21 protein-coding genes and 1 tRNA gene are annotated in these 24,307 nt (G+C 70.2%); 8 read left to right on the top strand and 14 right to left on the bottom strand.

Annotated elements, in window-relative coordinates; all coding sequences use genetic code 11:
* Position 1: 1 nt before the first annotated feature.
* The 5 genes from QSK34_RS15075 to QSK34_RS15055 form a co-directional block, all read right to left on the bottom strand.
* Complete coding sequence (locus QSK34_RS15075) at positions 2–784, bottom strand: nickel/cobalt transporter (RefSeq protein WP_285584510.1); 783 nt, start codon at positions 782–784, stop codon at positions 2–4.
* Positions 785–1,083: 299 nt separating this feature from the next.
* The gene (mobA, locus tag QSK34_RS15070; protein WP_285584507.1) at positions 1,084–1,902 is read right to left on the bottom strand and encodes a molybdenum cofactor guanylyltransferase; all 819 of its coding nucleotides are present in this window, start codon (positions 1,900–1,902) and stop codon (positions 1,084–1,086) included.
* Positions 1,899–2,174: a DUF1048 domain-containing protein gene (locus QSK34_RS15065; RefSeq protein ID WP_285584505.1), complete on the bottom strand. Its 276-nt coding sequence runs from the start codon at positions 2,172–2,174 to the stop codon at positions 1,899–1,901. Before QSK34_RS15065 ends, mobA begins: the two co-directional genes overlap by 4 nt.
* 1 nt (position 2,175) lies before the next feature.
* The gene (locus tag QSK34_RS15060) at positions 2,176–2,532 is read right to left on the bottom strand and encodes a DUF1048 domain-containing protein (protein ID WP_285584503.1); all 357 of its coding nucleotides are present in this window, start codon (positions 2,530–2,532) and stop codon (positions 2,176–2,178) included.
* A complete protein-coding gene (locus QSK34_RS15055) occupies positions 2,529–2,855 on the bottom strand; it encodes a PadR family transcriptional regulator (protein WP_285584500.1) in 327 nt (108 codons plus the stop codon). Before QSK34_RS15055 ends, QSK34_RS15060 begins: the two co-directional genes overlap by 4 nt.
* A 151-nt stretch (positions 2,856–3,006) precedes the next feature.
* Here QSK34_RS15055 and QSK34_RS15050 point away from each other — a divergent pair, with 151 nt between their 5' ends.
* The gene (locus QSK34_RS15050; RefSeq protein WP_285584498.1) at positions 3,007–4,482 is read left to right on the top strand and encodes an endonuclease/exonuclease/phosphatase family protein; all 1,476 of its coding nucleotides are present in this window, start codon (positions 3,007–3,009) and stop codon (positions 4,480–4,482) included.
* Between the two features lie 6 nt (positions 4,483–4,488).
* On the opposite strand, the gene QSK34_RS15045 is transcribed toward QSK34_RS15050, so the two are convergent.
* Positions 4,489–5,337 carry a universal stress protein gene (locus QSK34_RS15045; RefSeq protein WP_285584496.1) on the bottom strand — a complete coding sequence of 283 codons (849 nt, stop codon included), beginning with the start codon at positions 5,335–5,337 and terminating at the stop codon, positions 4,489–4,491.
* Positions 5,338–5,513: 176 nt separating this feature from the next.
* On the opposite strand from QSK34_RS15045, the gene QSK34_RS15040 reads away from it, so the two are divergent.
* The gene (locus QSK34_RS15040) at positions 5,514–5,717 is read left to right on the top strand and encodes a DUF1918 domain-containing protein (RefSeq protein WP_161480828.1); all 204 of its coding nucleotides are present in this window, start codon (positions 5,514–5,516) and stop codon (positions 5,715–5,717) included.
* 3 nt (positions 5,718–5,720) lie between these two features.
* On the opposite strand, the gene nhaA is transcribed toward QSK34_RS15040, so the two are convergent.
* Together nhaA and QSK34_RS15030 are read right to left on the bottom strand one after the other, a co-directional pair.
* The gene (nhaA, locus tag QSK34_RS15035) at positions 5,721–7,523 is read right to left on the bottom strand and encodes a Na+/H+ antiporter NhaA (RefSeq protein WP_285584492.1); all 1,803 of its coding nucleotides are present in this window, start codon (positions 7,521–7,523) and stop codon (positions 5,721–5,723) included.
* Positions 7,524–7,637: 114 nt separating this feature from the next.
* Positions 7,638–8,651 carry an AraC family transcriptional regulator gene (locus tag QSK34_RS15030; protein WP_285584490.1) on the bottom strand — a complete coding sequence of 338 codons (1,014 nt, stop codon included), beginning with the start codon at positions 8,649–8,651 and terminating at the stop codon, positions 7,638–7,640.
* A gap of 111 nt (positions 8,652–8,762) precedes the next feature.
* On the opposite strand from QSK34_RS15030, the gene QSK34_RS15025 reads away from it, so the two are divergent.
* Positions 8,763–9,614 (top strand): NmrA family NAD(P)-binding protein, encoded by an 852-nt coding sequence (locus tag QSK34_RS15025; RefSeq protein WP_285584488.1) that lies wholly within the window; start codon positions 8,763–8,765, stop codon positions 9,612–9,614.
* A 27-nt stretch (positions 9,615–9,641) separates the two neighbouring features.
* Here QSK34_RS15025 and QSK34_RS15020 read toward each other — a convergent pair whose 3' ends face one another.
* The gene (locus QSK34_RS15020; RefSeq protein WP_285584486.1) at positions 9,642–10,250 is read right to left on the bottom strand and encodes a dihydrofolate reductase family protein; all 609 of its coding nucleotides are present in this window, start codon (positions 10,248–10,250) and stop codon (positions 9,642–9,644) included.
* Positions 10,251–10,283: 33 nt separating this feature from the next.
* Entirely contained in the window at positions 10,284–10,673 is a 390-nt protein-coding gene (locus QSK34_RS15015; protein WP_285584484.1) for a VOC family protein, read from the bottom strand.
* 109 nt (positions 10,674–10,782) lie between these two features.
* On the opposite strand from QSK34_RS15015, the gene QSK34_RS15010 reads away from it, so the two are divergent.
* From QSK34_RS15010 to QSK34_RS15000, 3 genes are all read left to right on the top strand, one after another.
* On the top strand, positions 10,783–11,427 hold the full coding sequence (locus QSK34_RS15010; protein ID WP_285584482.1) for a TetR/AcrR family transcriptional regulator: 645 nt from the start codon (positions 10,783–10,785) through the stop codon (positions 11,425–11,427).
* Positions 11,428–11,471: 44 nt separating this feature from the next.
* On the top strand, positions 11,472–12,188 hold the full coding sequence (locus QSK34_RS15005; RefSeq protein WP_285584480.1) for a MerR family transcriptional regulator: 717 nt from the start codon (positions 11,472–11,474) through the stop codon (positions 12,186–12,188).
* A gap of 166 nt (positions 12,189–12,354) precedes the next feature.
* Positions 12,355–12,798, top strand: coding sequence for an ATP-binding protein (locus QSK34_RS15000; protein ID WP_285584478.1), 444 nt, complete (start codon positions 12,355–12,357; stop codon positions 12,796–12,798).
* An 11-nt stretch (positions 12,799–12,809) separates the two neighbouring features.
* Here QSK34_RS15000 and QSK34_RS14995 read toward each other — a convergent pair whose 3' ends face one another.
* Entirely contained in the window at positions 12,810–16,079 is a 3,270-nt protein-coding gene (locus QSK34_RS14995; protein ID WP_285584476.1) for a SpoIIE family protein phosphatase, read from the bottom strand.
* An 80-nt stretch (positions 16,080–16,159) separates the two neighbouring features.
* Between QSK34_RS14995 and QSK34_RS14990 the strand changes: the two genes are divergently transcribed.
* A complete protein-coding gene (locus QSK34_RS14990) occupies positions 16,160–16,531 on the top strand; it encodes an STAS domain-containing protein (protein WP_285584474.1) in 372 nt (123 codons plus the stop codon).
* Between the two features lie 429 nt (positions 16,532–16,960).
* Positions 16,961–21,550, top strand: coding sequence for a ThuA domain-containing protein (locus QSK34_RS14985; RefSeq protein WP_285584472.1), 4,590 nt, complete (start codon positions 16,961–16,963; stop codon positions 21,548–21,550).
* A gap of 321 nt (positions 21,551–21,871) precedes the next feature.
* Here QSK34_RS14985 and QSK34_RS14980 read toward each other — a convergent pair.
* The 3 genes from QSK34_RS14980 to QSK34_RS14970 form a co-directional block, all read right to left on the bottom strand.
* Positions 21,872–21,945: transfer RNA gene (locus tag QSK34_RS14980), tRNA-Thr, on the bottom strand.
* Between the two features lie 57 nt (positions 21,946–22,002).
* A complete protein-coding gene (locus QSK34_RS14975) occupies positions 22,003–23,442 on the bottom strand; it encodes an alpha/beta hydrolase (RefSeq protein ID WP_285584469.1) in 1,440 nt (479 codons plus the stop codon).
* A complete protein-coding gene (locus QSK34_RS14970; protein WP_235966901.1) occupies positions 23,439–24,254 on the bottom strand; it encodes a PSP1 domain-containing protein in 816 nt (271 codons plus the stop codon). Before QSK34_RS14970 ends, QSK34_RS14975 begins: the two co-directional genes overlap by 4 nt.
* Positions 24,255–24,307: the final 53 nt, after the last annotated feature.

Genomic DNA, 24,307 nt, shown 5'->3' with positions numbered 1-24,307 from the left:
GCTAGGCGGCCAGGACGGAGACCGCGCTCGCCAGGTAGAGACAACCGGCGATCGTGACGGCGACGCCCGCCACCACCGGCGTCCACGCCGACACGGCGGCGGCCGCCGAACGGCCGCGCATCCCGCGGGTGAGCAGGCCGTGGCCCCGGATCGTGGCGACGCCCACCGCGGTCAGCGTGCAGGCCATGCCGAACCCGAACACCAGGACCAGCACGACCGCGTCGAGCGCCCGCCCGGTGAGCAGCCCGCTGACCAGCACGATGAAGGCCGACGGCGACGGCAGCAGCCCGCCGGACAGGGCCAGCGCGACCAGCCCCTTCCGCGACCACGGATGGGTGGCCTCGTGCCCGTGACCGTGCCCATGGCCGTGCCCGTGACCATGTCCGTGTCCGTGTGCGTGGCTGTGGACGTGCACCCGCCGGCGGAGGTGGCGGACGGCGAGGTGGACACCGACCCCGATCACGACGACGGCGGCCACCACCTGCATCCAGGCGGTGATCGACTCCGTGCCCACTCCGGCGACCCCGGAGACGCCGACCCAGAGCAGGGCCAACACCAGCACGGAGAACGTGTGCATGACCGCCACGATGACGCCGAGCCGGACCGCGTCGCGATAGCGGCCGTGGGTGCCGACCAGGTAGGCGGCGGTGACGCTCTTGCCGTGGCCGGGCGCGACGGCGTGCATCGCGCCGACGCCCAGGGCGATGGCCAGGGCCAGCCAGAAGGCGCCGCCGCCGTCGAAGAACGCGACGAACCGGCTGTCGATGCCGTTCAGGCCCGTCATGCCGGTCTCCCGGCGAGGTCCGCCCGCGCGCGGGTGGGGAAGTTCACGCGATCTCCTGCACGAAGCCAACCATTTCCGACTCGTGATCTTCAGGTGGAGTGTCGCGGCCCCGGAAGAGCGAGCGGTCACATTCAGCCAGGCGCGGTCAGCGGGTGTGCGACCAGCCGGTGACCAGGGGATGAAGACTTACGACATGCGCACAGCGGAGCGAGCAGTTCCTCGTCGTGGGTGACGGCCGGTGGCGTGGGAGGCCCTTCGGCGAACTCGCGCAGGGCGAGCCGGGGGTCGACGACCAGCGCTCAGAAGGTGACGGTGTCCCCTGTCACCAGAGGCAACCACTCGTCGGGGGCAACCCGATCGCCGTTGAGGGTGACCACCACGCCGCGGTGCAGGCCGAGCCCGACGGCGGTCGCGGCGGCCCCGAGGGTGGCGGCCCGGACCCGGTGCGGCCGGCGGTCGTGCTCGACCACGATCTCGGGCCGCGGCCGCTCACGCGCCACGGCGTAGTCGTCGGGGGAGTTGACGTTCACCACGCTCTCCAGCGCCGGGTCGAGCCGGGCCAGCTCGGCGTCGGCCAGCAGTTGCCCGTCGTCGAGCTGGACGACTTCGCAGTGCTTGAAGAGCATGCCGGGCCGCAGGTCGCCCTCGGCCAGGAGGTCGTCGACCAGCCGGGCCAGAGACGTCCGGTAGGCGGCGGCCAGCGGTTGCCGGAAACCCCGGGCCACCGGGAGCACGACGTCCGCCCCGGGGGGCAGGGCGCGCAGCACGCGGCGGACGAAGGCCGGGTGGAGGAACGGCATGTCGGTGGAGCACACGAACGCCGCCCCGGCCCGGTCGGCCACCGCCGCGAGCCCTGCCGCCAGCCCCTGCATGGGCCCCAGCCCCTCGACGGGGTCCTCGACCACCGAGACGTCGGGGGGCAGCGGCGGCAGCTCCTGCCCGGGGGCGGCCACCACGACGACCGGACCGGCCACCGACCGGGCGAGGACCGCGGCGGCCCGGTGGAGCAGGGTCGAGCCGTGCCACTCCAGCCAGGCCTTGGGGCGTCCCATCCGGCTGGACCGCCCGCCCGCGAGCACGACGCCCGCGGCCGCCGGCCGTTCCGGACGCAGGGTCACGCGGTTCCGCCGACATGGGTGCGCGTGTCACCGATCAGACCGTCGCAGAAGGCCGCCACGTCGTCGCCGATGAGCTCCCTGACGCCCGTCCCGTCGGCTACCCCCTCCTCGAAGAAGTCGAGGACCCCGGAGAGCAGTTCGGCCGAGCCGACCTTGAAGAAGTAACGCTGCATCTCCTTGTGGACGATCTGGTAGTCGGGCGGCAGCGCCTTGACCCGCGCCACATGCGCCCGCCACTGCCGCTTGCCCTCGATGATGTCCCGAATGCCCACGTCAGCCTCCCAGCCGCCCCAGTTTCCTCGCCACGTTCCTGTTCAGCTGCGCCCGCCACCGGTCGCGGAACGTGTGGGCCCCCTCTCCGCCGGCGAGCGCCGCGCAGAAGCCGGCGATGTCGTCGCCCAGCACCTCGTGGACGGTCCGCCCGTCGGCCGCCGTCTCTTCGAGCAGCCCGAGGGCGCCGTCGAGGATCGGCATGAGGTTCCGGCCCGTGAAGTCTCCGTAGAGGAAGAGATGGCCTTGGATCTGCTCCCACGCCGCCCGGTGGTCGGCCGGCAGTTTCCCGGCGCGGGCCGCGAACTCCTTCCACTCCCTGGTCATGTCGTTGCCCGTCACGGTGTCCCAGAGGTTCATCTCCCGCCTTCCCTGAGCTTCTCGATCCGCGAGGTGACGTACTCCCACTTCGCCCAGAACGTCGCGAGCTCGCCGCGTCCGGCCTCGTTGAGCGTGTAGAACTTGCGGGGCGGCCCCACCCCGGACGGCCGTTTCGTGACCTGCACGAGCCCCTTCTTCTCCAGCCGCAGCAGGATGGTGTAGACCGTCCCCTCGACGACGTCGGTGAAGCCGAGGTCGTTCAGCCGGCGCGTGATGGCGTAGCCGTAGGTCTCCTCGCTGCCGATGATCTCCAGCACGCAGCCCTCCAGCGTGCCCTTCAACATCTCCGTCAGGTCGTCCATCGAGGATCCTCACCTCCGTCGGTACTAAGTAGCACCGAGTACTGCTAAACAGTAGCACGTAGTAGTGGGGCCGCCCAGTGTTGGGCCGTGGTTCGGTTCGGCGCGACCGCGATGTCACCCGGCGGGCACGCCGCCTGCGGACGATCACGGCATGCGAAGACTGCTCGCCCTGGTGCTGGCCGTCGCGGCCGTCACCCTGCCCGTCCAGCCCGCCGACGCCGCCGCCGACGGGACGCTGACGGTCGCGTCGCCGTCAGTCACGGTCGGCGCCGACATCCGGTTCGGCTACGCCACCTCCCGGCCCGACACCAAGAACTGGGTGGGCCTCTACCGCGACCCGGGCAACGGGCCCGTCGGCGAGACCTATGTCGGCCCCTCCCTCAAGTGGGTGTACGCACCGTCCGCCACCGGCACCGGCACGCTGCCGACCACGGGACTCGCCGCCGGGAACTACAAGCTCTTCTACCTGTTCGACGACGGGTACACCTGGCTCGCCCAGCCCGTCTCGCTGCGGATCACCTCCGACACCCCGCCGCGTTTCCCGGCCTCACGGTTCACGCTGCGCAACGCCAAGGCGGGCGCCGCCTATTCGGCGACCGTCGGCGGGCTCGTGCAGGGCGACGTCACCGGCCTGACCTTCGCCAAGACCTCCGGTCCCGCCTGGGTGTCGGTGTCGTCGTCGGGCGCCGTCACCGGGACGCCGACCACCGCGGGCGACGCCGTCGTGGGGATCAGGGCCACCACCGCCTCCGGCACGGCCGACGCGACCGTGACGGTCCGCGTCCAGTCGGGCGTGCTGGTGCCGCAGTTCAGGGCGCTGAGCTGGAACCTGTGGCACGGCGGCACCCGGGTGGCGGACGGTTTCGAGAAGCAGCTCAGGTTCCTGCTCGAACGCGACGTCGACGTCGTCGGGATCCAGGAGAACGAGGGCTCCGCCGCCCAGGCCCTCGCGTCGGCCCTCGGCTGGTCGTACTTCCAGAACTCCGACACCGCGGTCCTCAGCCGCTATCCGATCACCGGCACCACGCCGACCGTCGCGGGCAGTGCCGTCGCCGCCAGGATCGACCTCGGCGCCCGCTCCCTGCGCCTCTGGAGCGCCCACCTGGGCTACACCCCCTACGGCCCGTACGACGCCTGCTTCGGCAGGATGACCGTCAAGCAGCTCCTCAACCGCGAGGCCTCTTCTGGACGCACCGGCCAGATCAACACCATCCTCACGGCCATGTCCGCCGACCTCTCGGCGTCGGCGACCACCCCGGTGCTGCTGACCGGCGACTTCAACGCGCCCAGCCACCTCGACTGGACGCCCGCGACCTCCCGCTGCGGCTACGGTTCCGTCCCGTGGCCGACGTCCACGGCCCCGGCCGGCGCGGGGCTCGTCGACTCCTACCGCCAGGCCAATCCCAACCCGTCGACCCACCCCGGCGCCACCTGGTCACCCGTCTTCAAGACCTTCACCGGCGGCTACGGCTACGACTCCCACACCGGCGAACCGGAGCCCCAGGACCGCATCGACTTCATCCACTACAAGGGCCCCCTCACCGTCCTGTCCTCCGAAGCGGTCGGAGAGGGCGCCTCCTGGTCCTCCGACCACGCGGCGGTGCTCACCGTCTTCCGGCTGAACTGAGCTGACCTATCGCCGGCCCTCCTCCGCGACGACGGCTACGGGGCAGTGGGCGCGGTGCAGCAGGCCGTGGCCGACCGAGCCGAGGGCGGTCGAGGCGAACGTGCCCCGCCCGCGTGAGCCGACGACCACCAGATCCGCCGTGCGCGACTCCTCCGACAGCAGGAAGACGGGGTGACCGCAGGTGGCCAGGCGCTCGACCGGGATGTGGGGGTACTTCCGCGTCCACGGCGCGAGTTGCTGCCACACGAAGGTGATGCGCTCGTCGAACAGTTGCTGGAGCAGCGCTCCGTAGACGACGGCGGAGGCCGCGAACGACGGCGGTTCCCACGCGTACACGAGCTTGAGGCGGGCGCCGCGCCGGTCGGCTTCGGCGAAGGCGAACTCCAGCGCCGTCTCCGACTCGTCGCCTCCGTCGTACCCGACGACGAGTTTTCCGTAGATCCGCTGGGCGGGCTTGCGGACGACGACGACCGGTCCGGGGATGTGACCCACCATCGACAGGCTGACCGAGCCGAGGATCAACCCCGCGAAGCCGCCCTTGCCACGGCTGCCGATCACGACCTCGTCGGCGTCGTGCGCCGCCTCCCTCAGGCGTTCGGCGGGTGGGCCCACGACGAGCTGGGCGCTGATCCGGATGTCCGGGGCGCACTCCCAGGCCCGCCGCTGCGCTTCGGCGAGCACCTCCTGGTGGTGTCTCTCCTGCACGGCGTTGAGTTCGGCGTCCCGGACGGCCGCCGACCGCGCGTGTATGATCCGCAGGGCGGCGTGCCTGCGTGCGGCGTCCTCGGCCGCGTACTCCACGGCCGCGAGCGAAGGAGCTGATCCGTCCACGCCCACGACGATGATCGGAACCATGTCTCGTGTCCTTCTTCGGGTCTTCCTTCCACTTTCGTCCGCCGGTCCCGGCCGCCACAAAGGGCTTTGTCCTTCTGCCGACGGCATTTTCCGGTCTCTTGGCGTCCACCGCATAGGCCGTGGGCGTGCCCGGACGGACGATGGATGAAAAGGCGCGTCGAGAAAGGAGAACAACGATGAAGGCCGCTATGGGAGACCGGCTGATCGTCGAGGGCAGCAGCGACCACGAGCCCCGGAAGATCGGCGTGATCACCGAGGTGCGCCACCCGGACGGCTCTCCTCCCTACCTGGTGCGCTGGACGGGCGACGACCACGAGTCCCTGGTGTTCCCCGGACCCGACGCCCACGTGGTGAGCAGACCGGAGGGTGAACAGGCCTGACGGTCAGGGTTGCCGCTCGGCCTCCCTGATCGCCCGGCTGATCGACTCCAGGTCCATGCCGCCCTGGTAGCGCAGGCCGTTGATGAACAAGGTCGGGGTGCCGCGCACTCCGCTGGCCCGGCCGGTCTCCTCGTCGTGCCCGATCCTGGCGAGCCGGGCCGGCACGTCCGGCCAGGGCTCGACCCCGATGTCGGCGGCGTAGCGGGCCAGGTCGCCGTCGGTCAGGAAACGCTGGTTGGCGAACAGGACGTCGTGCATCTCCCAGAACTTCCCGTCGGCCGCCGCTCCCTCGGCCGCCAGCGCGGCCGGCACCGCCCTGGGGTGGATGGTGCGCAGCGGGAAGTGGCGGAACACCAGCCGGGTCGTCCGGTGCCTGGCCAGCAGTTCCTCCAAGATCGGGTGCAGGCGTCCGCAGTAGGGGCACTCGAAGTCGCCGTACTCGACGATCGTGACCTTGTGGACGGCCGGGCCGCGCACGTGGTCGTCGGGGCCTACCGGCTCGGAGAGCACGACCGGCACCTCCTCGACCGGTTCGAGGTCCGCCTCCGGTGGTGCGCACACGCCGCCCCTGTCCCAGGCCATCCGGAAGATCAACCAGCCGGTCAGCGCGGACAACGACGAGCCTGCCAGGATGCCGATCTTGGCCTGGCTCTGCACGACCGGATCGTCGAACGCCAGCCCGACGATGAACAACGACACCGTGAACCCGATGCCCGAGACGGCGGCGCCGCCGAGCAACTGCCCCCACACCAGGTTGCCCGGCAGCGCCCCCCACTTCAGCCGCAGTGGCAACCACGTGCCGATCGCGATGCCGGCGAACTTGCCCAACAGCAGCCCGAGCACCACGCCGATGGTGATCGGCGAGGTGACCGCCCGCCGCAGCGACTCGGCGTCGAGCACCACGCCCGCGTTGGCCAGCGCGAACACCGGCACGATCAGATAGCTGCTCCACGGGCTGATCCTGAGCTGCAGCCGCTCGTTCACCGAGACCGCCGCCTGCACCTTCCGCGCCGCCCTGCGGGCCCCCCGGGCGCTGGGGTCGGCGGTGAACTCGTGGACGGCCTCTCCCGCCGTCAGCAGCTTGTAGTCGCTGGGCGCGTACACGAAGACCAGCACCCCGAGCGCGATGCCGATCAACGTGGGATGCACCCCGCTCTCCAGCGTCGCCACCCACAACGCGAACCCCAGCACGATGTACGCCGGCGCCCGCCAGATCCTCAACCAGCGCAACATCACGATCGCCGCCAGCAGCGCCGCCGCGGTGAACAGCGACGCCATCGACAGGTCCTCGGTGTAGAAGACGGCGATGACGATGATGGCCAGCACGTCGTCCACGATCGCGAGCGTCAGCAGGAACGCCCGCAACGGCTCGGGACAGCGTGCCCCCACGACGGCCAGCACCCCCAGCACGAACGCCGTGTCGGTGGCGATCGGCACCCCCCAGCCACCCGCCCCCGGCCCGCCCGCGTTCAACGCCAGGTAGACCACCGCCGGCACGACGAGCCCCCCGAACGCGGCGACCGCCGGGACGGCCAGCAGCCGCCGGTCGGTGAGCTGGCCGAGACGCACCTCGTAGGAGATCTCCAGGCCGATCAGGAAGAAGAACAGCGTCATGAGCCCGTCGTTGACCCAGTGACGCAGATCGAGCGAGAAGACGGCGTCACCGAAGGACAACCCGGCCTGAAGGTGCCAGAACGCCTCGTAAGTGTCGCCCCACGGGGAGTTGGCCCAGAGCAGCGCCGCAAGGGTGGCCCCGAGCAGCACACTCGTGCTGCCCGCCTCGGTCCTGAAGAACGCCCGCAACATAGAAACCTCGATGATAGGGCGCATTACCGCGCTGACCTGGGCACGGACCCGTAATGTCCAGGCAAACGATCGGGCGTCAGGCGCCCGCGCCGGGCAGCGTCTCCGAGAGTTCGATCATGTTCCCCCACGGGTCGCGGAAGAAGGCCAGCCGGCGGCCACGGGCTCGCCGTCGGTGGAGGAGCTGCGCAGGCTCGCCGAATGGAGCAGGGCCGGCCGGTGAACCGCGGCGGCCGTCTGCTCCGCCTTCCGCCAGACTCCGGGCGGGCTGCCGTGGTGGCGGCGGAAGGCGGCGGTGAAGGCGAACGGTGAGGCGTAGCCGACGGCCTCGGCGACGCGCGCCAGGCTCAGGTCGCCGTCGCGCAGGTGGTCGCGGGCGAGGGTCATGCGCCACTCGGTCAGGTAGCGCATCGGCGCCTGACCGAGTTTCTCCTGGAAGGCCCGCGCGAAGGCGGCCCGCGACAACCCGCTGATCGCGGCCAGTTCCGGCACCGTCCACGGGTGGGCCGCGTTCTCGTGCATGGCCCGCAACGCGGCGCCCAGCCGAGGGTCGGCCGACGCCCGGTACCAGCGCGGCGCGGTCGTGTTCTGCTCGAAGTCGCTGCGGATGGCGAGCACGAGAAGCAGGTCGAGCAGCCGGTCGAGCACGATCTGCTGGGCGGGCCGGGTCCTGCCGAGCTCGCGGGACAGCAGGGTGATCACGTCCCGGAGGGGGTCGTCGAGCGCCGGGGTCAAGGTCATGACCTGGGGCAGTGCGTCGAGCAGCGCCCTGCCGACCTCGCCGGAGAACCGGTAGGCGCCGCACAGGAAGACCGTGGCCCGGGGGCTCTCATCGACCTCCGTCAGTGGATGCCGGGCCCCGAACTCCTCCGGTCCCACGCAGTGGGCGCCCGGCTGGTCTCCGACGTAGTGGTCGGGACCGCCGCGCACCAGCACCACGGTCCCGGGCGAGAGCTCCACCGCGCTGCCGGGAGTGTCCGTCCAGAGCCATCCCCGGCCCCGCACGACCGCGTGCACCCCGAGCTGGATCGAGCCGCTCAGCCGCATTCCCCACGGCGGCTCGGCCACGGTGCGCGCGAAGACGGCGCCGGTGGCGCGGGCCCGGATCAGATGGTCGTACAGCAGGTCCACGACCACAGGCTGCGCGCAAAGCGCGTCGCGGTCAATCCGATGAGCGTTTCGCGTAGTGAATCGAGCTTTTCACCCATGGATCAGCTCACCTGTGACATCGAGCATTGAGCCATGACCAACACCACCCTCGTCCTCGGCGGCACCGGCCGCACCGGCTCCGCACTGGCGAGACGCCTAAGGCAGCGGGGAGTCACCACCCGCACCGCGGCCCGCAACGGAGCCGACGTCCGATTCGACTGGGACGACCCGGCCACCCACCACGAGGCGCTGGCCGGCGTCGACCGCCTCTACCTGGTGACCCCCGTGCCGCGTGTCGCCTACGCCGACCAGGTCACCGGCTTCCTCGACCTCGCCGAGAAGGCGGGCGTCCGACACGTGACGTTCCTCAGCGCCCACAACGCCGACCGAGCCCCGGCGGAGATCCACATCGCCGCCGTCGAGGCCGACCTCGCGGCCCGGCGGACCTTCACTCATTCCGTCCTGCGCGCCGCATGGGTGATGCAGAACTTCACCGACGACCACGTCCCCCTGATCAACGGCGCGATCATGGTGCCCAGCCGAGGCGGCGCCGAGGCCTTCGTGGACGCCGACGACATCGCGGCCGTGGCGGCCGAGACCCTCCTCGACCCGGCCGCCCACGCGGGCGCGCGGTACTCGCTCACCGGCCCCGAGGCCCTCCGCTTCGACGAGGTCGCCGCCGTGATCGGCGCGGTGCGCGGCGAGCCGGTCGCCTACCACGACCTAGACCAGGACGCCTGGATCGGCGGGGCGATCGCCGCGGGCCTGCCCGCCGACTACGCGGTGATGTTGCGGTGGCTGACCGACACGATCATCTCCGGCCACGGATCCGTCCCGACCGGGGACGTCGAGCGGGTCACCGGCAGGCGCCCGGCCACCTTCCGTGAGTTCGCCGAGCGCAACGCCCACATCTGGCGCCGACACCCGACTCGCGCGTCGTCCTGAGACCCGGTCGGCTCGCGAACGGCCCTCTCACTCCGGACCGGAGCCTTGATCGGCGGAGCGGTCGTAGGTGAAGAAGGCGGCGCCACTGTCGAGCACCGTGTGATCGGTGAGTTTCCAGGCGCGGGGGTCGAAGCCGCCGGAGAACAGCGGGATGCCGGTGCCGATGGTCAGTGCGCCCACTTTGAGGATCAGCCGGTCGATCTCCCGGTAGAGCGCACCGGCCAGCTCGGCGCCGCCCAGCAGCCAGATGTCCTTGCCGTCCTGCCGTTTGAGGTCGCGTGCCGTCGCCACGGGATCGGTCGCGACCAGCTCGACGGCGGGGTCGGGGCTTGCGGCGAGGGTCCGGGAGAAGACCAGGTGCCGCAGGTGGGGGTAGGCGTCGGTGACGCCGGCCTTCAGGCCGATCTCGTAGCTGCGCCGCCCTTCCAGGACGGTGTCGAAGTGGGTGCCTTCGGCGGTGATCGACAGGGCGGCGCGAGCCGGCGCGGGCAGGGTCTCGGGGTAGTGGGCCGCGATGTGCCCGATGTAGTCGGCGGGCAGCGGCCAGAAGCCGTCGGGGCCGGTGGGGTCGGCCCCGTCCGGACCGGCGATGAAACCGTCGAGGGAGACGGCGATGTAGTACACCAGCTTGCGCAACAGGAGGCTCTCTTTCGGCTCGGCGGGGAAAGGTCAGGCGGGGTCGGGGGCGACCCACTCGACGAACTGGACGATCACCCCGTTGGGGTCGGTGACCTGGAACAGACGCTCATCCCAGGGCTCCTGACGCAGCGGCATGGTGATCTCGACACCGGCGTCGCGCAGCCGCTGCTCCTGTTCCCGCAGGCCGCCGTCGAGGGTGAAGGCCAGGATCACGCCGCCGGCCCGCTGGTCGCGCTGCTCGGGCGGCAGCACCTCGATGCCACGGGCGAGCACGACGACGTCGAAGGCGTCGGGACGGGTCATGGACGCGAACCCGTCGGCGGCCTGCTGGAGCTGGTAGCCCAGGTGGGCGGTGAAGAACTCCTGGGTGGCGGCGACGTCGTCGACGGTCAGCGAAACGGTGGAGGCGGTGAACTGCACGAGTCTCCCTTGCTAGGTTCTATCGTCGCAAACTTGCTACGGACGTAAACTTAGCCAAAGAGCCTCGAAGGTGTCAACATAAAGATGCTACGAGGGTAAGATTGCGTCCATGGGCACCCAGACACCGGCTGCGACCGGGCTCCGCGAGAGCAAGAAGCAGGAGACCCGGCAACTGATCTCCGACCATGCGACCCGGCTGTTCATCGCGCAGGGCTTCGAGCAGACGACCATCGCCGAGATCGCCGCCGCCGCGCGCGTCGCCAAGAAGACGGTCACCAACTACTTCCCCTACAAGGAAGACCTGGCCCTCGACCACAAGGAACAGTTCGCCGCCTCCCTGGCAGACGTCGTCGCCGGCCGGCACCCGGGAGAGTCGGCGCTGGCCGCACTGCGCCGCGCGTTCCTGGACGTCGTGGCCGTCCAGGACCCGGTAGCCGGGTTCTCCGGCCCGCAGTTCGCCCGCATGATCGCCGACAGCCCGACCCTGAGCGCCTGCCTGCGCGGCCTGCACGACCAGCGGGAACACCACCTGGCACGGGCCCTGGCCGAGGCCACCGGCGGCCGGCCCGACGACATCACCGTCCAGACCGCCGCCGGCCTGCTCGGCACCGTCCACCGCGTGTTGTTCAACCGCATCCAGACGCTCACCCTCGCCGGCCACCCCAACGACGAGATCGCCCAGATCGTCGCCGCCGAAGCCACCCGGGCCTTCGACCTGCTGGAGCCCGCCCTGTCCGGCTACGCCACCGTCTGACGGGCCTTGCACCTGACGCGACGTGAAGTTCTAACGTCGCCACCGTGGAGATACGGCACTGGAGGATCGGCGAACTCACCGCCGTCACCGGCCTGACGGCACGGGCGCTGCGGCACTTCGAGGACATCGGGCTGCTGCCGCCCATCGAGCGTTCGGCCTCCGGCCATCGCCGCCACGGCGAGGAGGACGTGCGCCGTCTCTATCGCATCGTCGCGATGCGTGAACTCGGCATCCCCCTCCCGGAGATCGCCCGCGCGCTCGACGAGGAGCCCGACCTCGCCCCCATGGTGCGAGAACAGCTCGCCCGCGTGGAAACCCGCATCGCCGACGCACAGCGGCTGCGCCGGCTCCTGGCCGGCCTGCTGCGCCTGGCTCCCCTGCCATCGGCAGGACAACTGATCGAGGTGATGAAGTCCATGACCCAGTCCAGCGCGTTCACTCCCGAGCAACTCGCCCGCCTACGCCGGCGGCACGATGCCGACAAGCTCGCCACCTGGCGGTCCGCCCTGGCCGACGTGGTCGAAGAGCTGCGCGCCTGCGTGGCCGAGGAGGTCGATCCGGCCGACCCCCGCGTCCAGGAGCTCGCCGGACGGTGGAGCGCCGTGGCCCGCGACATGGCGGGCGGTGATCTGTCGGTGCTGTCGTCGATGTACGCCAAGCTCGACGCCCAAGGAGCTGCGCAGGCCACGAAAGGGCTGGTCGACGAGGAGGTGTGGGAGTACGTCAAACGCGCCTTCGCGATCGCGTCAGCTTCGCGGTGACGACGCCACAGGCGCGGTGACCGTGTACGAACAGGTCTGTCACGCTACGGTCTCGACAGCACCCATCACGCGGTGACAAGGTGGTCACTCACCTGGGGATCGCGTCCATGTCCCGAAGGTTCGGCCGGGCAGTGCTTTGACCCGTCCGCGCGTATCAACGCGCCGAATGAGGATAGAAGCACAGAGCGGCACTGCCGCGGGGAGGTCGGAGCCGATGCCACGAGCGAATTTCGAGCGGTGGGCCATCAGCGACGACTACAGCACCCTGCGAGAACACGTGAAGCGCGGCGCGCGGCTGGCGAGCATTTCCGGTGAACGGCTCGAAGATCTCGCACTCGCCGTGCACGAAGCAGTGGTCAACGTCATCGAACACGGCGGGGGCCGCGGCGAGCTGACGATGTGGCATGACGGCACCGACCTGGTGATCGAGGTCAGTGACGAGAAGGGCGAGTTGACGGCGGCGCACCTACGAGCCGGGCCGCCACCGCCGCCGTCGAAGGGTGGCGGGCGCGGCCTGTGGCTCATCCACCAGATCTGCGACGAAGTGGTCATATCCCGACGCGTGGGACGGTCGACCGTGCGCATGCGCACCCGGATGGGGATCGCCTGACGGCCGCGACCTCAGACGGACAGGGTCAGCAGCGCGATGTCGTCGTCGGCGTGCTGGGCGGGCACCGACATCGCCCTGAGGACGTGATCGCCCATCTCGTCGTGGCTTCCGGAGAAGCCCGCGAAGGCGTCGCGGAGTTGCGCGAGCCGGTCGTCGAGGAACTCGTCACGGCGCTCGACGAGGCCGTCGGTGTAGAGCAGGAGCGTCGACCCGGGCGCCAGCCGCACCCGCTGGCCGGTGTAGGTGAACGTCGTCTGGAGACCGAGGCACAGGTTGGGACGGACGTCGAGCAGTTCGGCCTTTCCGCCGGCGACGAGGACGGGGGGAAGGTGGCCGGCGTTGGCGAACTCGAGCCAGCGGGTCTCCAGGTCGTACACGGCGGAGAACGCGGTGGTGAACTGGTTGCGGCCGACGCTCTCGAGAAAGATGTTGACCTTCTCCATCGCCCTGGCGGGCGGCATGCCCTCCAGGACGTAGGCCCGCATGGCGCTGCGTACCCGGCCCATCAGGGCGGCGGCCTGGATGCCGTTGCCGATCACGTCGCCGATCGTCACGCCGAGCCGTCCGTCGGGCAGGTGGAAGGCGTCGTACCAGTCGCCGCCGACCTGATGACCCGCGGCGCCGGCGCGGTAGCGGGAAGCCAGTTTGTACCGCTCGGACACCGGCAGGGCCATGGGCAGCAGGGACTGCTGGAGTTGCAGGGCGATGCCGTGCTCATGACGGTAGCTCGCCGCGTTGGTCAGCGCCGACCCGGCCACGTCGAGCAGTTCGCGCAGCCAGACCCGCTCGTCGAACCCCAACGAGGAGGAGGCGAGCCGCAACATCGCGGTCCGCTGTCCGGTCGCGTCCGCATATTCGAACGGGAGATCGAGGGTGCCGGCGGCCCCCTCCCCGGGTTCCGACAGGGCGTGGCGCGACTCGGGAGACAGTCGCGGCCCGGTGGCGAGATGGGCGAGGCGAAGCGCCTCGGGATCGTCCTCGGTGGGCAACCACACCGAGCAGCCGTCGGAGTAGTCGGGAACCAGGTGTTCGGCGAGGATCTCGGCGACGTGACGGGGCTGGAGACTGCCGCTGAGCTTCTGGGCGACCGCTGAGAGGGCCCTGATCCGGTCTGCCGCGTGGCGGCGGCTGCGCGCGGTCGTCAGGTTGGTGCGCACGCGGGCGATCAGTTCGGCACTGGTGAACGGTTTGACCAGGTAGTCGTCGGCGTCGGCGTCCAGTCCCTCGATCAGGGCTTCCTGACCGGCCCGTGCCGACACCATGATCACAGGGATGCCGCGAAGGCGATCGGCGGCGCGGATGGCCTTGAGGAGGGCGAACCCGTCGAGGTCGGGCATCATCACGTCGGTCAGGACCAGCTCGGGTGGCGACTGCGCGGCCTCCAGGAAGTCCAGCGCACGACGGCCGTCGGCGACGGCGTGGATGCGCCAGTGGGGCGCCAGGACCCGGGTCAGGTAGGCGCGCATGTCGGCGCTGTCGTCGACGACGAGCACCTCGACCGGGCCCTGCTCGACGGGCGGCTGTCCCGCCGTCCAGCTCGTCGCCTCTTCGATGAAGGCCGCTGTCTCCGGCGCGGTCGTATAGGGCTCCACGGCCCCGTTGACGGGCTCGAAGGGGATCGTCACCGTGAACACGCTGCCCACGCCCGGCTCGCTGGCCACGTCGATGCTCCCCTGGAGCAGCTCGACGAGTTCCCGGACCAGCGACAGCCCGATGCCGCTGCCCTCAGCGCGGCGGGGCCTTCCTCCGGGCACCTGGTGGAAGCGCTCGAACAGGCGGCCCACTTCCTCGGGTGGGATACCGGTCCCCGTGTCGGCGACTTGGAGCCGTACCGACCCCTCAGGGTCGAGGTCGAGCGAAACCCGCACGCCACCCTCGAACGTGAACGTGAACGCGTTCGACAGCAGGTTGAGAACGATCTTCTCCCACATGCCGCGGTCGACCGACACCGGCTGAGGGAGGGGCGAGCAGTCGACGTCGAAGGTGAGACCGCTGCGGCTGATCGCCGGGCGGAACAGGTCCGCCAAATGGGAGGTGAGCCCGGCCAGATCGACCGCCTGCGGCCTCGGCTCGACGGCCCCCGCGTCGGCGCGCGAGAAGTCGAGCAGTTCGTTCACCAGGTTGAGCTGTCGCAACGCGTTCCGGTACGCCAGCTCCACCCCGTCGCGGTCACGCGGATGGGGCCCGGTCGAGTCGGCGAGGACGTCTTCCAGCGGGCTCAGCATGAGGGTGAGCGGAGTGCGCAACTCGTGACTGACGTCCCCCAGGAACCGCGAGCAGGCCTCCGCGCGCCGGCGCTCGTGGTCGAACGCGGCGGCGTTGCCGAGGGCAGCGGCGACCAGACCGCCGACCATGTCGAGGAAGGTGCGATGGTCGTCGTCGAGCGGGCGTCCGCTGTGGAGCCCGGCCACGAGGACCCCGGACGAGCCGAGGGGCAGGACAAGGGCATGCCCGACGGGGTCGAAGCCCGCACGGGCAGGCGGCAGCTCCGGGCTCGGCGGGCAGGGAGCCACCACCGCGCCCGTGAGCGCGGCGGCGAGCGGCCAGGCCGTCTCGGACGCGGCGAGGTCGACGGTGAGGGGGCTCAACCGGCCCCCGGGACGTAGCCCGGCGGCACCGGCCAGGGTCGCGGTGCTGCGATCAGGCGCGAGCAGATAGATCAGTGCGAACGGAACGTCGATCGGGTGGCCGCTGAACACCTCGGCGGCGATCTCGGCCGCGTCGGCCGCCGAGACCGCGGTCATGGTGCGCTCGGCGAGCCGGTGCAAGATCGCCCCACGGCGGTCGCCGAGCACCTCGCCGGTGGTTTCCCTGACGACGCCGAAAACACCGGCAACCGCGCCGGAGGCGTCTCTGATGGGTCCGCAGGTGAAGGTGAGGTAGGCCTCCTCGGGAGACCCGTGGCGGCTGGTGATCACCAACAGGTCTTCGACGCTAGCCGCTCGCCCACTCGCCACGACTCCAGTGAGCATGGGCCCCAGGACGTCCCACACCTCACGCCACGTCTCCTCGGCGGGCGTGCCGAGCGCCGACGGGTGCCTCTCACCGAGAATCGGTATGAACGCATCGTTGTAGAGGTGGGTGAGGTCGGGCCCCCAGAGGACGAACAGGGGAATCTCGCTGCCCAGGCACACGTCCAACGCGCCACGCAGGCCGGCGGGCCAGGTGTCGACGGGGCCGAGCGGGGTGCCGGACCAGTCCTGCGCCGCGATCATGGCACCCGTGACGCCACCGCTCATGAGGACGGCGTTCATGGCGCGCGCCGCCGCCTGCTCTGCCACTAGCACCTCCTCGTTGCAGTCTGTCCTACAGTGGGCTCGGGGGGACAGTGCCATCGGCGACCCCCGGAGAGGCGCGTTCAATGAAGACCCGCTTGCACATTTCGTCCCGGCGGGAGGACGGGATCGGCGTTCTGGCACCCGAAGGTGAGATCGACGCGGTGACGAGATCGATTCTCGCCGCCGCGCTGAACGAGGCGTTGGCCGCCCCCGGCACACGACTCATTCTTGACCTGTCGGGGGTGACGTTCCTCGACTCCGGCGGTCTCGGCACGATCAGCGACCAACATCGCGCCGCCCGCGAGAACGGCGGCATGCTCTCCGTTTACGGAGGGGACCCCCGCCGCACCCGCGTGCTCTGGCTGACGGGCATGGCCGACTGGCTCCCCGTCCATCCCGACCTGACCACGGCACTCGCCGCCGTCCAGGAAGGCTTTCGGGACAAGCCGCTCTGACCGGCGGCGCCTCGACTTCGTTGACGAAGGGCGTCCTTCTGAGCACCGGCACCATGAAGTCGGCGACCAGCCCGAGCGGAATGAATGAGCTTCTGACCCTATTCCTCGGCCGCTGTCGCGAATGGCGCGACCGGTAACTTCGGGGTTTTTCGAGAAACGCTCAAGCACAGCCTCGGGTCATCTCGTGTCTATACACGCCTGGCATGAACGTGTTAAAACCGCATTGGCTAGCGTCCGCCGCGTAAATGTGCTGCTCCTGGCACGCCCTACAACCGTTCGACAGCACGACGGAGTCGGCACACTCCGACCCTCGAATCACCCCCCAGGGCAATCAGCGTGGCGGCGCGCGCCTTGCCTGACTGAGCTGTGAGGTCAGGTCGACATGCACATGCACATGGACGTTCACCTGCGCAGCGCGCGAGGTGCGGCATGAGAAGAATTCTCACCGCCCTGCTGCTGCTCGTCTCCACCCTCCTCATCCCCTCCCAGGTGAGTCCGGCGCAGGCCGCCGCCGGACCGCCGTTCGCCGCGCTGGTCTTCTCCAAGACCGCCGGCTTCCGGCACACCTCCATCCCGGCGGGCATCACCGCCATCAGGCAACTCGGCCAGGAACAGGGTTTCACGGTCGACGTCACCGAGGACTCCGCCGCCTTCACCGCGGCCAACCTGGCCAAATACCAGGTCGTGGTCTTTCTCTCCACCACCGGTGACGTGCTGAACGCCACCCAGCAGACCGCCTTCGAGCAGTACATCAAGGGCGGCGGCGGGTACGCCGGCGTACACGCGGCCTCCGACACCGAGTACGACTGGTCCTGGTACGGCAATCTGGTCGGCGCCTACTTCAAGCAGCACCCCGCGCCGCAGCAGGCCGTCGTCAAGGTCGAGGACCCCGCGCACCCCTCCACGGCCGGGCTGCCCGCCCGCTGGACGCGCACCGACGAGTGGTACGACTTCCGCACCAACCCCCGTGCCGCGGTCCACGTCCTGACCTCCCTGGACGAGACCAGCTACAGCGGCGGCACGATGGGCGCCGACCATCCCACCACCTGGTGCCAGAACTACGACGGCGGCCGCTCCTGGTACACCGCGCTGGGCCACACCGACGAGTCCTTCGCCGAGCCCAACTTCCTGAAGATGCTGCTGGGCGGCCTGCAGACCGCGGCGGGCGTGGCGCCGGCCGACTGCTCGGCGAGCCTGGGCTCGTCGTTCGCCAAGGTCACCATCGACGACAACACCTCCAACCCGATGATGCTGGACGTCGCCGCGGACGGCACCGTCTTCTACATCGACCTGAGCGGTGACGTCAAAGCGGTCAAGCCGGGCGGCGGCGTGGTCACCTCCGGTCACCTGAACGTCTTCAACGCCAACGAGAGCGGCCTGCTGGGAATGGTCCTCGACCCGGCGTTCGCCACCAACCGCTGGATGTACCTGTACTACTCGCCCCAGTCCACCGCCGTGGACCGGCTGTCGCGCTTCACCGTCAGGCCAGACCTGACGCTCGACTTCGCCAGCGAGAAGGTCGTGCTGGAGGTGCCGGTCCAGCGGGCGGAGTGTTGCCACCACGGCGGTGGCATGGTGTTCGACAAGGCCACCGGCGACCTGTGGCTCGCCAACGGCGACAACACCAACCCCTTCGCCTCCGACGGGTACACCCCGATCGACGAGCGCGCCGGACGGTCGAGCTGGGACGCCCAGGGCACCTCGGCCAACTCCAACGACCTGCGCGGCAAGGTGCTGCGCATCCACCCCGAGCCGGACGGCACCTACACCATCCCCGCAGGCAACATGTTCCCGCCGGGCACGCCGAAGACCCGCCCGGAGATCTACGCGATGGGTCTGCGCAACCCCTTCCGGATCGGCATCGACCCCAAGACGCACAAGCTGCTGGTCGCCAACTACGGCCCGGACGCCGGCCAGCCCAGCGCCACCCGCGGCCCGGAGAACACCGTCGAGTGGGACATCCTCAACGGTCCGGGGTTCTACGGCTGGCCCTACTGCGTCGGCAACAACAAGGCCTACGTCGACTTCGACTTCGCGACGAACACCTCCAAGCAGCCGTTCAACTGCGCGGCGCCGAAGAACGACTCGCCCAACAACACCGGCCTCACCGACCTGCCCGCGGCCAAGGCCGCCACGGTCTACTACCACTACTCCGCCGACCCCGCCTTCCCCGAACTCGGCGGCGGCGGCGCACCCCATGCCGGGCCCGCCTACCGCTACGACCCTGCGCTGGTGTCGGCCCGCAAGTGGCCCGCCTACTGGGACGGCAAGGCGGTCTTCGGCGAGTGGAACCAGAACCGCCTCTACTCCTTCCAGCTCAGCGCCGACGGCTCGCAACTGGTCGACATCAACCCCCTGCTGAGCACGATGAGCTTCAAGAAGCCGATGGACATGAAGTTCGGCCCCGACGGGGCGCTGTACGTCATCGAGTGGGGCTCGGGCTTCGGCGGCAACAACACCGACTCCGGCATCTACCGGATCGACTACACGAAGGGCGACCGGGCGCCGACCGCCCAGGCCAAGGCCGACAAGACCGCCGGCCCCGTGCCGCTGACCGTGCAGTTTTCCAGCGCCGGATCCGCCGACCCCGACGGGACGCCGCTCACCTACGCCTGGGACTTCGACGGCAACGGCAGCGTCGACTCCACGCAGGCGAACCCCACGTACACCTACACCACGGCGGGGAACTTCACCGCCGTGCTGACCGTGAAGGACCAGGGCGGCGCGACCGCCACCGCCAACGTGCCGATCGTGGCCGGCAACACCGCGCCCACGGTGAGGTTCAATCTGCCGCCCAACGGCGGTTTCTTCAACTTCGGCGACCGGGTGAACTTCACCGTCACGGTCACCGACCCCGAAGACGGCACCGTCAACTGCGCGAACGTCAAGCTCCAGGCCTTCCTGGGGCACGACTCGCACGGCCACCCGCTCGACCAGTACACCGGCTGCTCGGGCACCGTCCAGACCACCCTGTCCTCTGGGCACAGCGACGGCGACAACGTCTTCTACGTGCTGGAGGCCAGTTACACCGACCAGGGCGGCACCGGATCCTCCGGTCCGCTGACCACCAGGGCGCAGGTGCTGCTGCAGCCCAAGCACAAGCAGGCCGAGTTCTACACGGCGACGGGACGTGCCCCCGACGGCACCGGCGCCGGCGACCCCGGTGCGCGGGTGGAGACGACCTCCGACACGCAGGGCGGCTTCCACAACCTCACCGCCATCGAGGACGGCGACTACTGGAGCCACGACCCGGTCAACCTGTCGGCGATCGAGCGCCTGACCTTCCGCGCGGCCTCGGGCTCGGCCGGAGGCACGATCGAGATCCGGTCGGGCGCCGTGAACGGTCCGCTGGTCGGCAGGGCCACGGTGACCGGCACCGGCGGCTGGCAGACCTACCAGAACTTCCCGGTCACGCTCACCAACCCGCCCACCACCAGCGGGCCGCTGTACTTCGTCGTCCGCAGGCCGGCGGGCAGCACCGACACCGGCGCGCTGATCAACGTCAACTGGACCGACTTCGTCAGCAGGAGCGTCAACGGCGTCACCCTGAGCGCCAACCCCACCGGCCTGTCCTTCGGGACGCGCACCACCGGCACGACCAGCCCGCCGCAGGCGGTCACCGTCACCAACACCGGCAGCGCCGCCGCGACCCTGAGCGGCGTCACCGTCACCGGTGACTACGCGCAGACCAACACCTGTGGCGCCACCCTGGCCGCCGGCGCGTCCTGCACGGTCAACGTCACCTTCACCCCGACCGCGACCGGCACCCGCACGGGCACGCTCAGGGTGGCGAGCAACGACGAGAACGGTCCCCTGTCGGTGGCACTGTCCGGCAACGCCGTCACCTCGACCACCAACCTCGCCCTCGGCGCCGCGATGACCGCCGGCAGTTCCTCCGGCGGCTACCCGCAGACCAACACCAACGACGACAACACCGCCACCTACTGGGAGTCGGCGAACAACGCCTTCCCGCAGTGGCTCCAGGCCGACCTGCGCTCCACGCAGAGCATCGGCTCGATCACGCTGAAGCTGCCCCCGCCCGCGGCATGGGCGACCAGGACCCAGACCCTGTCGGTCCAGGGCAGCACCGACGGCACGACGTGGACCACGCTCAAGCCATCGGCCCCTTACACCTTCAACCCCGCGACGGGCAACTCCGTCACGATCCCGCTGACCACCACCGCCACGCGGTACGTCCGGCTGAACTTCACCGCCAACACCGGCTGGCCCGCGGCACAGGTCGCGGAGTTCCAGATCTTCCCGGGCGGCGGCGACCAGCCCCCGACCGTGAACCTGACGGCCTCTCCCGCCAGCCTGTCGTTCGCCTCAAGGACCGTCGGCAGCACCAGCCCCGCGCAGGCCGTCACGGTCACCAACACCGGCACCGGGACGGCGACGCTCGGCACGGTCGCCACCAGCGGTGACTTCGCGCAGACCAAGACCTGCGGCGCCTCACTGGCCGCCGGCGCGTCCTGCACGGTCAACGTCACCTTCACCCCGACCACGACGGGCACCCGCACGGGCACCCTGAGCGTCGCCAGCAACGACCCGAACGGCCCGCTGACCGTCGCTCTCAGCGGCACCGGCGCCGCCGTTCCGGTCAGCAACCTCGCGCAGGGCCGGCCGACCACCGAAACCAGCCACGTGCAGACATACGCGTCGGGCAACGCCGTAGACGGGAACGCCGGCACCTACTGGGAATCGGTCAACAACAACTTCCCGCAGTCGATCACCGTCGACCTCGGCTCCTCGGTCAGCGTCGGCCGCATCGTCCTCAAGCTGCCCCCGGCCACCGCCTGGGCCACCCGCACCCAGACGCTCACCGTCCTCGGCAGCACAGACGGAACCACCTTCACCAACGTCGTCGGCTCGGCGGCGTACACCTTCAACCCGGCCACCGGGAACACGGCCACCATCACCTTCCCGGCCACCAGCAGGCGCTACCTGCGCCTGACCATCACCGCGAACACCGGCTGGCCCGCGGGCCAGGTCTCGGAATTCGAGGTCTACTCCTCGTAAACCGTCCGGATGTCCGGAGGGGACGATGCCCGTCCCCTCCGGACCTCACGTCCATCGGGGCTACCTCCACGTGGAACCGAGCGAAGCGAGCGCAGCCCGAGCGAAGCGAGGCCATGTCAGGGAGCGCGAGGGGCGAAGCCCTTCGCCAGGAGCGCAGCGACCCAGAGCGCCAGCGATGCGAGGACGCGAAGCGGCCAGGGGGAGCGCGAGGGGGCGCAGCCCTCTCGTATCGGGGGTTCGGGGGTCGCCCCCCGTAGAAACGAGGAACGGCCCGCGAAAGCCGCCCCCGAAGGGGGCGTCAACCACGGGCCGTTCCGAGAGAGCCGCCTTGGGGAATCGAACCCCAGACCTACGCATTACGAGTGCGTCGCTCTGGCCGACTGAGCTAAGGCGGCATGCTGACAAGCAGCAGTCCTACTGTACAGCCTCCGTCCCCCACTCCGCGCCCACGATCAACACCGAGTGCCCTCCTCGGGCACCACAAGATCGGTCAGGTACCCGTCCACAGCCCCGTCCACGCACGTCGACCCGGTCTGATAGGCCGTGTGCCCATCCCCGTCATACGACAGCAGAACCCCCGATTCCAGCTCGGAAGCCAGCGCCTCGGCCCACTCATAGGGAGTGGCCGGATCCCGGGTGGTCCCCACGACGAGAATCGGCGCCGCCCCAGCCGCGTTGATCTTCAGGTCGGCCTCCGCCGACCGCGAAGGCCAGTACGCGCAGGCGAGACTGTCCCACATCACGAACTGCCCGAACCGCGGCGCCACCTCGGCCGCCTCCTTGGCCGCCGACTCGTAGTCGGCCACCTCAGCCGGATAAGCGTGATCGACGCAGTTGACCGCCTTGTTGGCCTCCGTCTGGTTCGTCCACGATCCGTCGATCCGCCGCCCCAGCAGCACGTCGGCCATCCGCAACAACTGGGTGCCGTCGCCGGCGAAGGCCTCCCGGAGCGCCCCCCGCAGGATCTCCCACGACCCGCGATCGTAAAGCGGCGTGATCACCCCGAAGGCCGCCCACGTGTCGTTGATCAACCGGGAGTCGGTCTGGTTCCGCAAGGGCAGCAGGTCGGCCCGTTGCAACAACCGGGAGATCTCGTCGAGGGCGCCCTCGACCGTGCGGGAGGAGAAGGGGCAGTCGTCGGTGGTGAGGCAGTCTGCCACGAAGGCCCGCATCGCCACCTCGAACCCCTTGGCCTGCACCTCGTTGAGTTCGAGCGCCGAGATCCGGGGGTCGATCGCCCCGTCGAGCACCAGCGCGCGCACCCGGTCGGGGAACAGTTGCGCGTAGACCGCGCCGAGGTAGGTTCCGTAGGACTTGCCCAGGTAGGTCAGCTTCTCGTCGCCCAGGGCCTCGCGCAGCACGTCCATGTCGCGGGCGGCGTCGGCGGTGCCCACATGGGCCAGGAGTGAGCCGGCGTTCTTCTGGCAGCCGGCGGCGAACTTCTTCGCCCCGGCGACCATGGCCGCCTCCTCCTCCGGTGTGTCGGGGGTCATGTCGAGCGACAGGTAGGACTCCACCTCGGGCTCCGACAGACAGCGCAGCGGCGTGGACTCGCCCACGCCCCGGGGGTCGAAGCCGACCAGGTCGAACCGCTGGCGGAGCTTGTCGGAGACCGGCGAGTCACGTACGTATTCGATGCCCGACCCTCCCGGGCCGCCCGGGTTGATCAGCAACGACCCGATGCGGTCGCCGGTGGCCGGGAGCTTCGCGACGGCGATCTCGATCTTCTCGCCGTCGGGGCGGTCATAGTCGAGCGGTACGGCCAGAGTCGCGCACTCCAGGCCCTCATGGCAGGGCGTCCACGACAGCGCCTGGTCGGGCGGCGACGACGACGCCTGCGGCGCCGAACACCCGGCGGCCAGCAGCGCCAGCGCCAGCAGCAGCCGCCTCACGACGATTCGTAGGTTTCTTCGTACGCCTTCCGCGGGCCGCACACACTCGCCTTGGAGCACGCGCACCGCCGGCCGCCGTCGTTGAGCCGCACGATCACCGAGTCGGACGGCACGTTGTGGCCCACGACGACCCCGGCGCCCTCGGGCGTGTCGACGGTCAGGCCCACCCGGGGCGCCCCGGCGCGGAACTCCTGGTAGAGCGGGTGCTCGAACTTCAGGCAGCACATCAGGCGGCCGCACGCCCCCGCGATGCGCAACGGGTTGACCGGGAGGTCCTGGTCTTTCGCCATGCGTACCGAAACGGGTTCGAAGTCCTTCAGGAAGGTGGCGCAGCACAGATCGCGCCCGCACGGGCCGATGCCGCCCTGCAGCCGGGCCTCGTCGCGGGGACCGATCTGGCGGAGCTCGACGCGGGCGCGCAGGTTGCGGGCCAGGTCGCGGACCAGCGCGCGGAAGTCGACCCGGTGGGGGGCCGAGAAGTAGACCGTGTAGACGTTGTCGGCGTCGATGTAGTCGACGCCGACAACCTTCATCGGCAGGTCGTGGCGCTTGATCAGGCGCTTGGACACGCTCCGGGCCTCGGCGCGGCGGCGCTTGTTGGCCTCATCGCGGGTCAGGTGCTCCTCACCGGCGAGGCCGCCGCAGACGGGCAGGCCGTCGACGTCTTCCGAGACCCATTGGGGGGCCCAGATCGTCTCGGCGACCTCGAAACCGGCGTCGGTCGGGACGAGCACCCGATCGCCCACCTTCGGAGAGTGGCCACCCGGGTCGAGGTAGTACAACCGCCCGTATCGGGTGAAGCTCACGGCCATCATCATGCCCAAGGGAGCCCGGCCTCCTCGTGTGGTTGCGCCTTCCCGCCACC

The sequence above is a fragment of the Herbidospora sp. NBRC 101105 genome (assembly GCF_030269205.1).
In the GTDB taxonomy this organism is placed as follows: Bacteria; Actinomycetota; Actinomycetes; order Streptosporangiales; family Streptosporangiaceae; genus Herbidospora; species Herbidospora solisilvae.
The sequence above is the reverse complement of the archived record's forward strand: the minus strand, read 5'-3'. Positions and strand labels throughout refer to the sequence as shown.

What these genes read in the sequence shown, in the direction of transcription:
- QSK34_RS15075 (WP_285584510.1), bottom strand. Translation starts at nt 784, where the DNA reads ATGACGGGCCTGAACGGCATCGACAGCCGGTTCGTCGCGTTCTTCGAC.
- QSK34_RS15060 (WP_285584503.1), bottom strand. Translation starts at nt 2,532, where the DNA reads ATGAACCTCTGGGACACCGTGACGGGCAACGACATGACCAGGGAGTGG.
- QSK34_RS15055 (WP_285584500.1), bottom strand. Translation starts at nt 2,855, where the DNA reads ATGGACGACCTGACGGAGATGTTGAAGGGCACGCTGGAGGGCTGCGTG.
- QSK34_RS15050 (WP_285584498.1), top strand. Translation starts at nt 3,007, where the DNA reads ATGCGAAGACTGCTCGCCCTGGTGCTGGCCGTCGCGGCCGTCACCCTG.
- QSK34_RS15045 (WP_285584496.1), bottom strand. Translation starts at nt 5,337, where the DNA reads ATGGTTCCGATCATCGTCGTGGGCGTGGACGGATCAGCTCCTTCGCTC.
- QSK34_RS15040 (WP_161480828.1), top strand. Translation starts at nt 5,514, where the DNA reads ATGAAGGCCGCTATGGGAGACCGGCTGATCGTCGAGGGCAGCAGCGAC.
- nhaA (WP_285584492.1), bottom strand. Translation starts at nt 7,523, where the DNA reads ATGTTGCGGGCGTTCTTCAGGACCGAGGCGGGCAGCACGAGTGTGCTG.
- QSK34_RS15025 (WP_285584488.1), top strand. Translation starts at nt 8,763, where the DNA reads ATGACCAACACCACCCTCGTCCTCGGCGGCACCGGCCGCACCGGCTCC.
- QSK34_RS15010 (WP_285584482.1), top strand. Translation starts at nt 10,783, where the DNA reads ATGGGCACCCAGACACCGGCTGCGACCGGGCTCCGCGAGAGCAAGAAG.
- QSK34_RS15000 (WP_285584478.1), top strand. Translation starts at nt 12,355, where the DNA reads ATGAGGATAGAAGCACAGAGCGGCACTGCCGCGGGGAGGTCGGAGCCG.
- QSK34_RS14990 (WP_285584474.1), top strand. Translation starts at nt 16,160, where the DNA reads ATGAAGACCCGCTTGCACATTTCGTCCCGGCGGGAGGACGGGATCGGC.
- QSK34_RS14985 (WP_285584472.1), top strand. Translation starts at nt 16,961, where the DNA reads ATGAGAAGAATTCTCACCGCCCTGCTGCTGCTCGTCTCCACCCTCCTC.
- QSK34_RS14970 (WP_235966901.1), bottom strand. Translation starts at nt 24,254, where the DNA reads ATGGCCGTGAGCTTCACCCGATACGGGCGGTTGTACTACCTCGACCCG.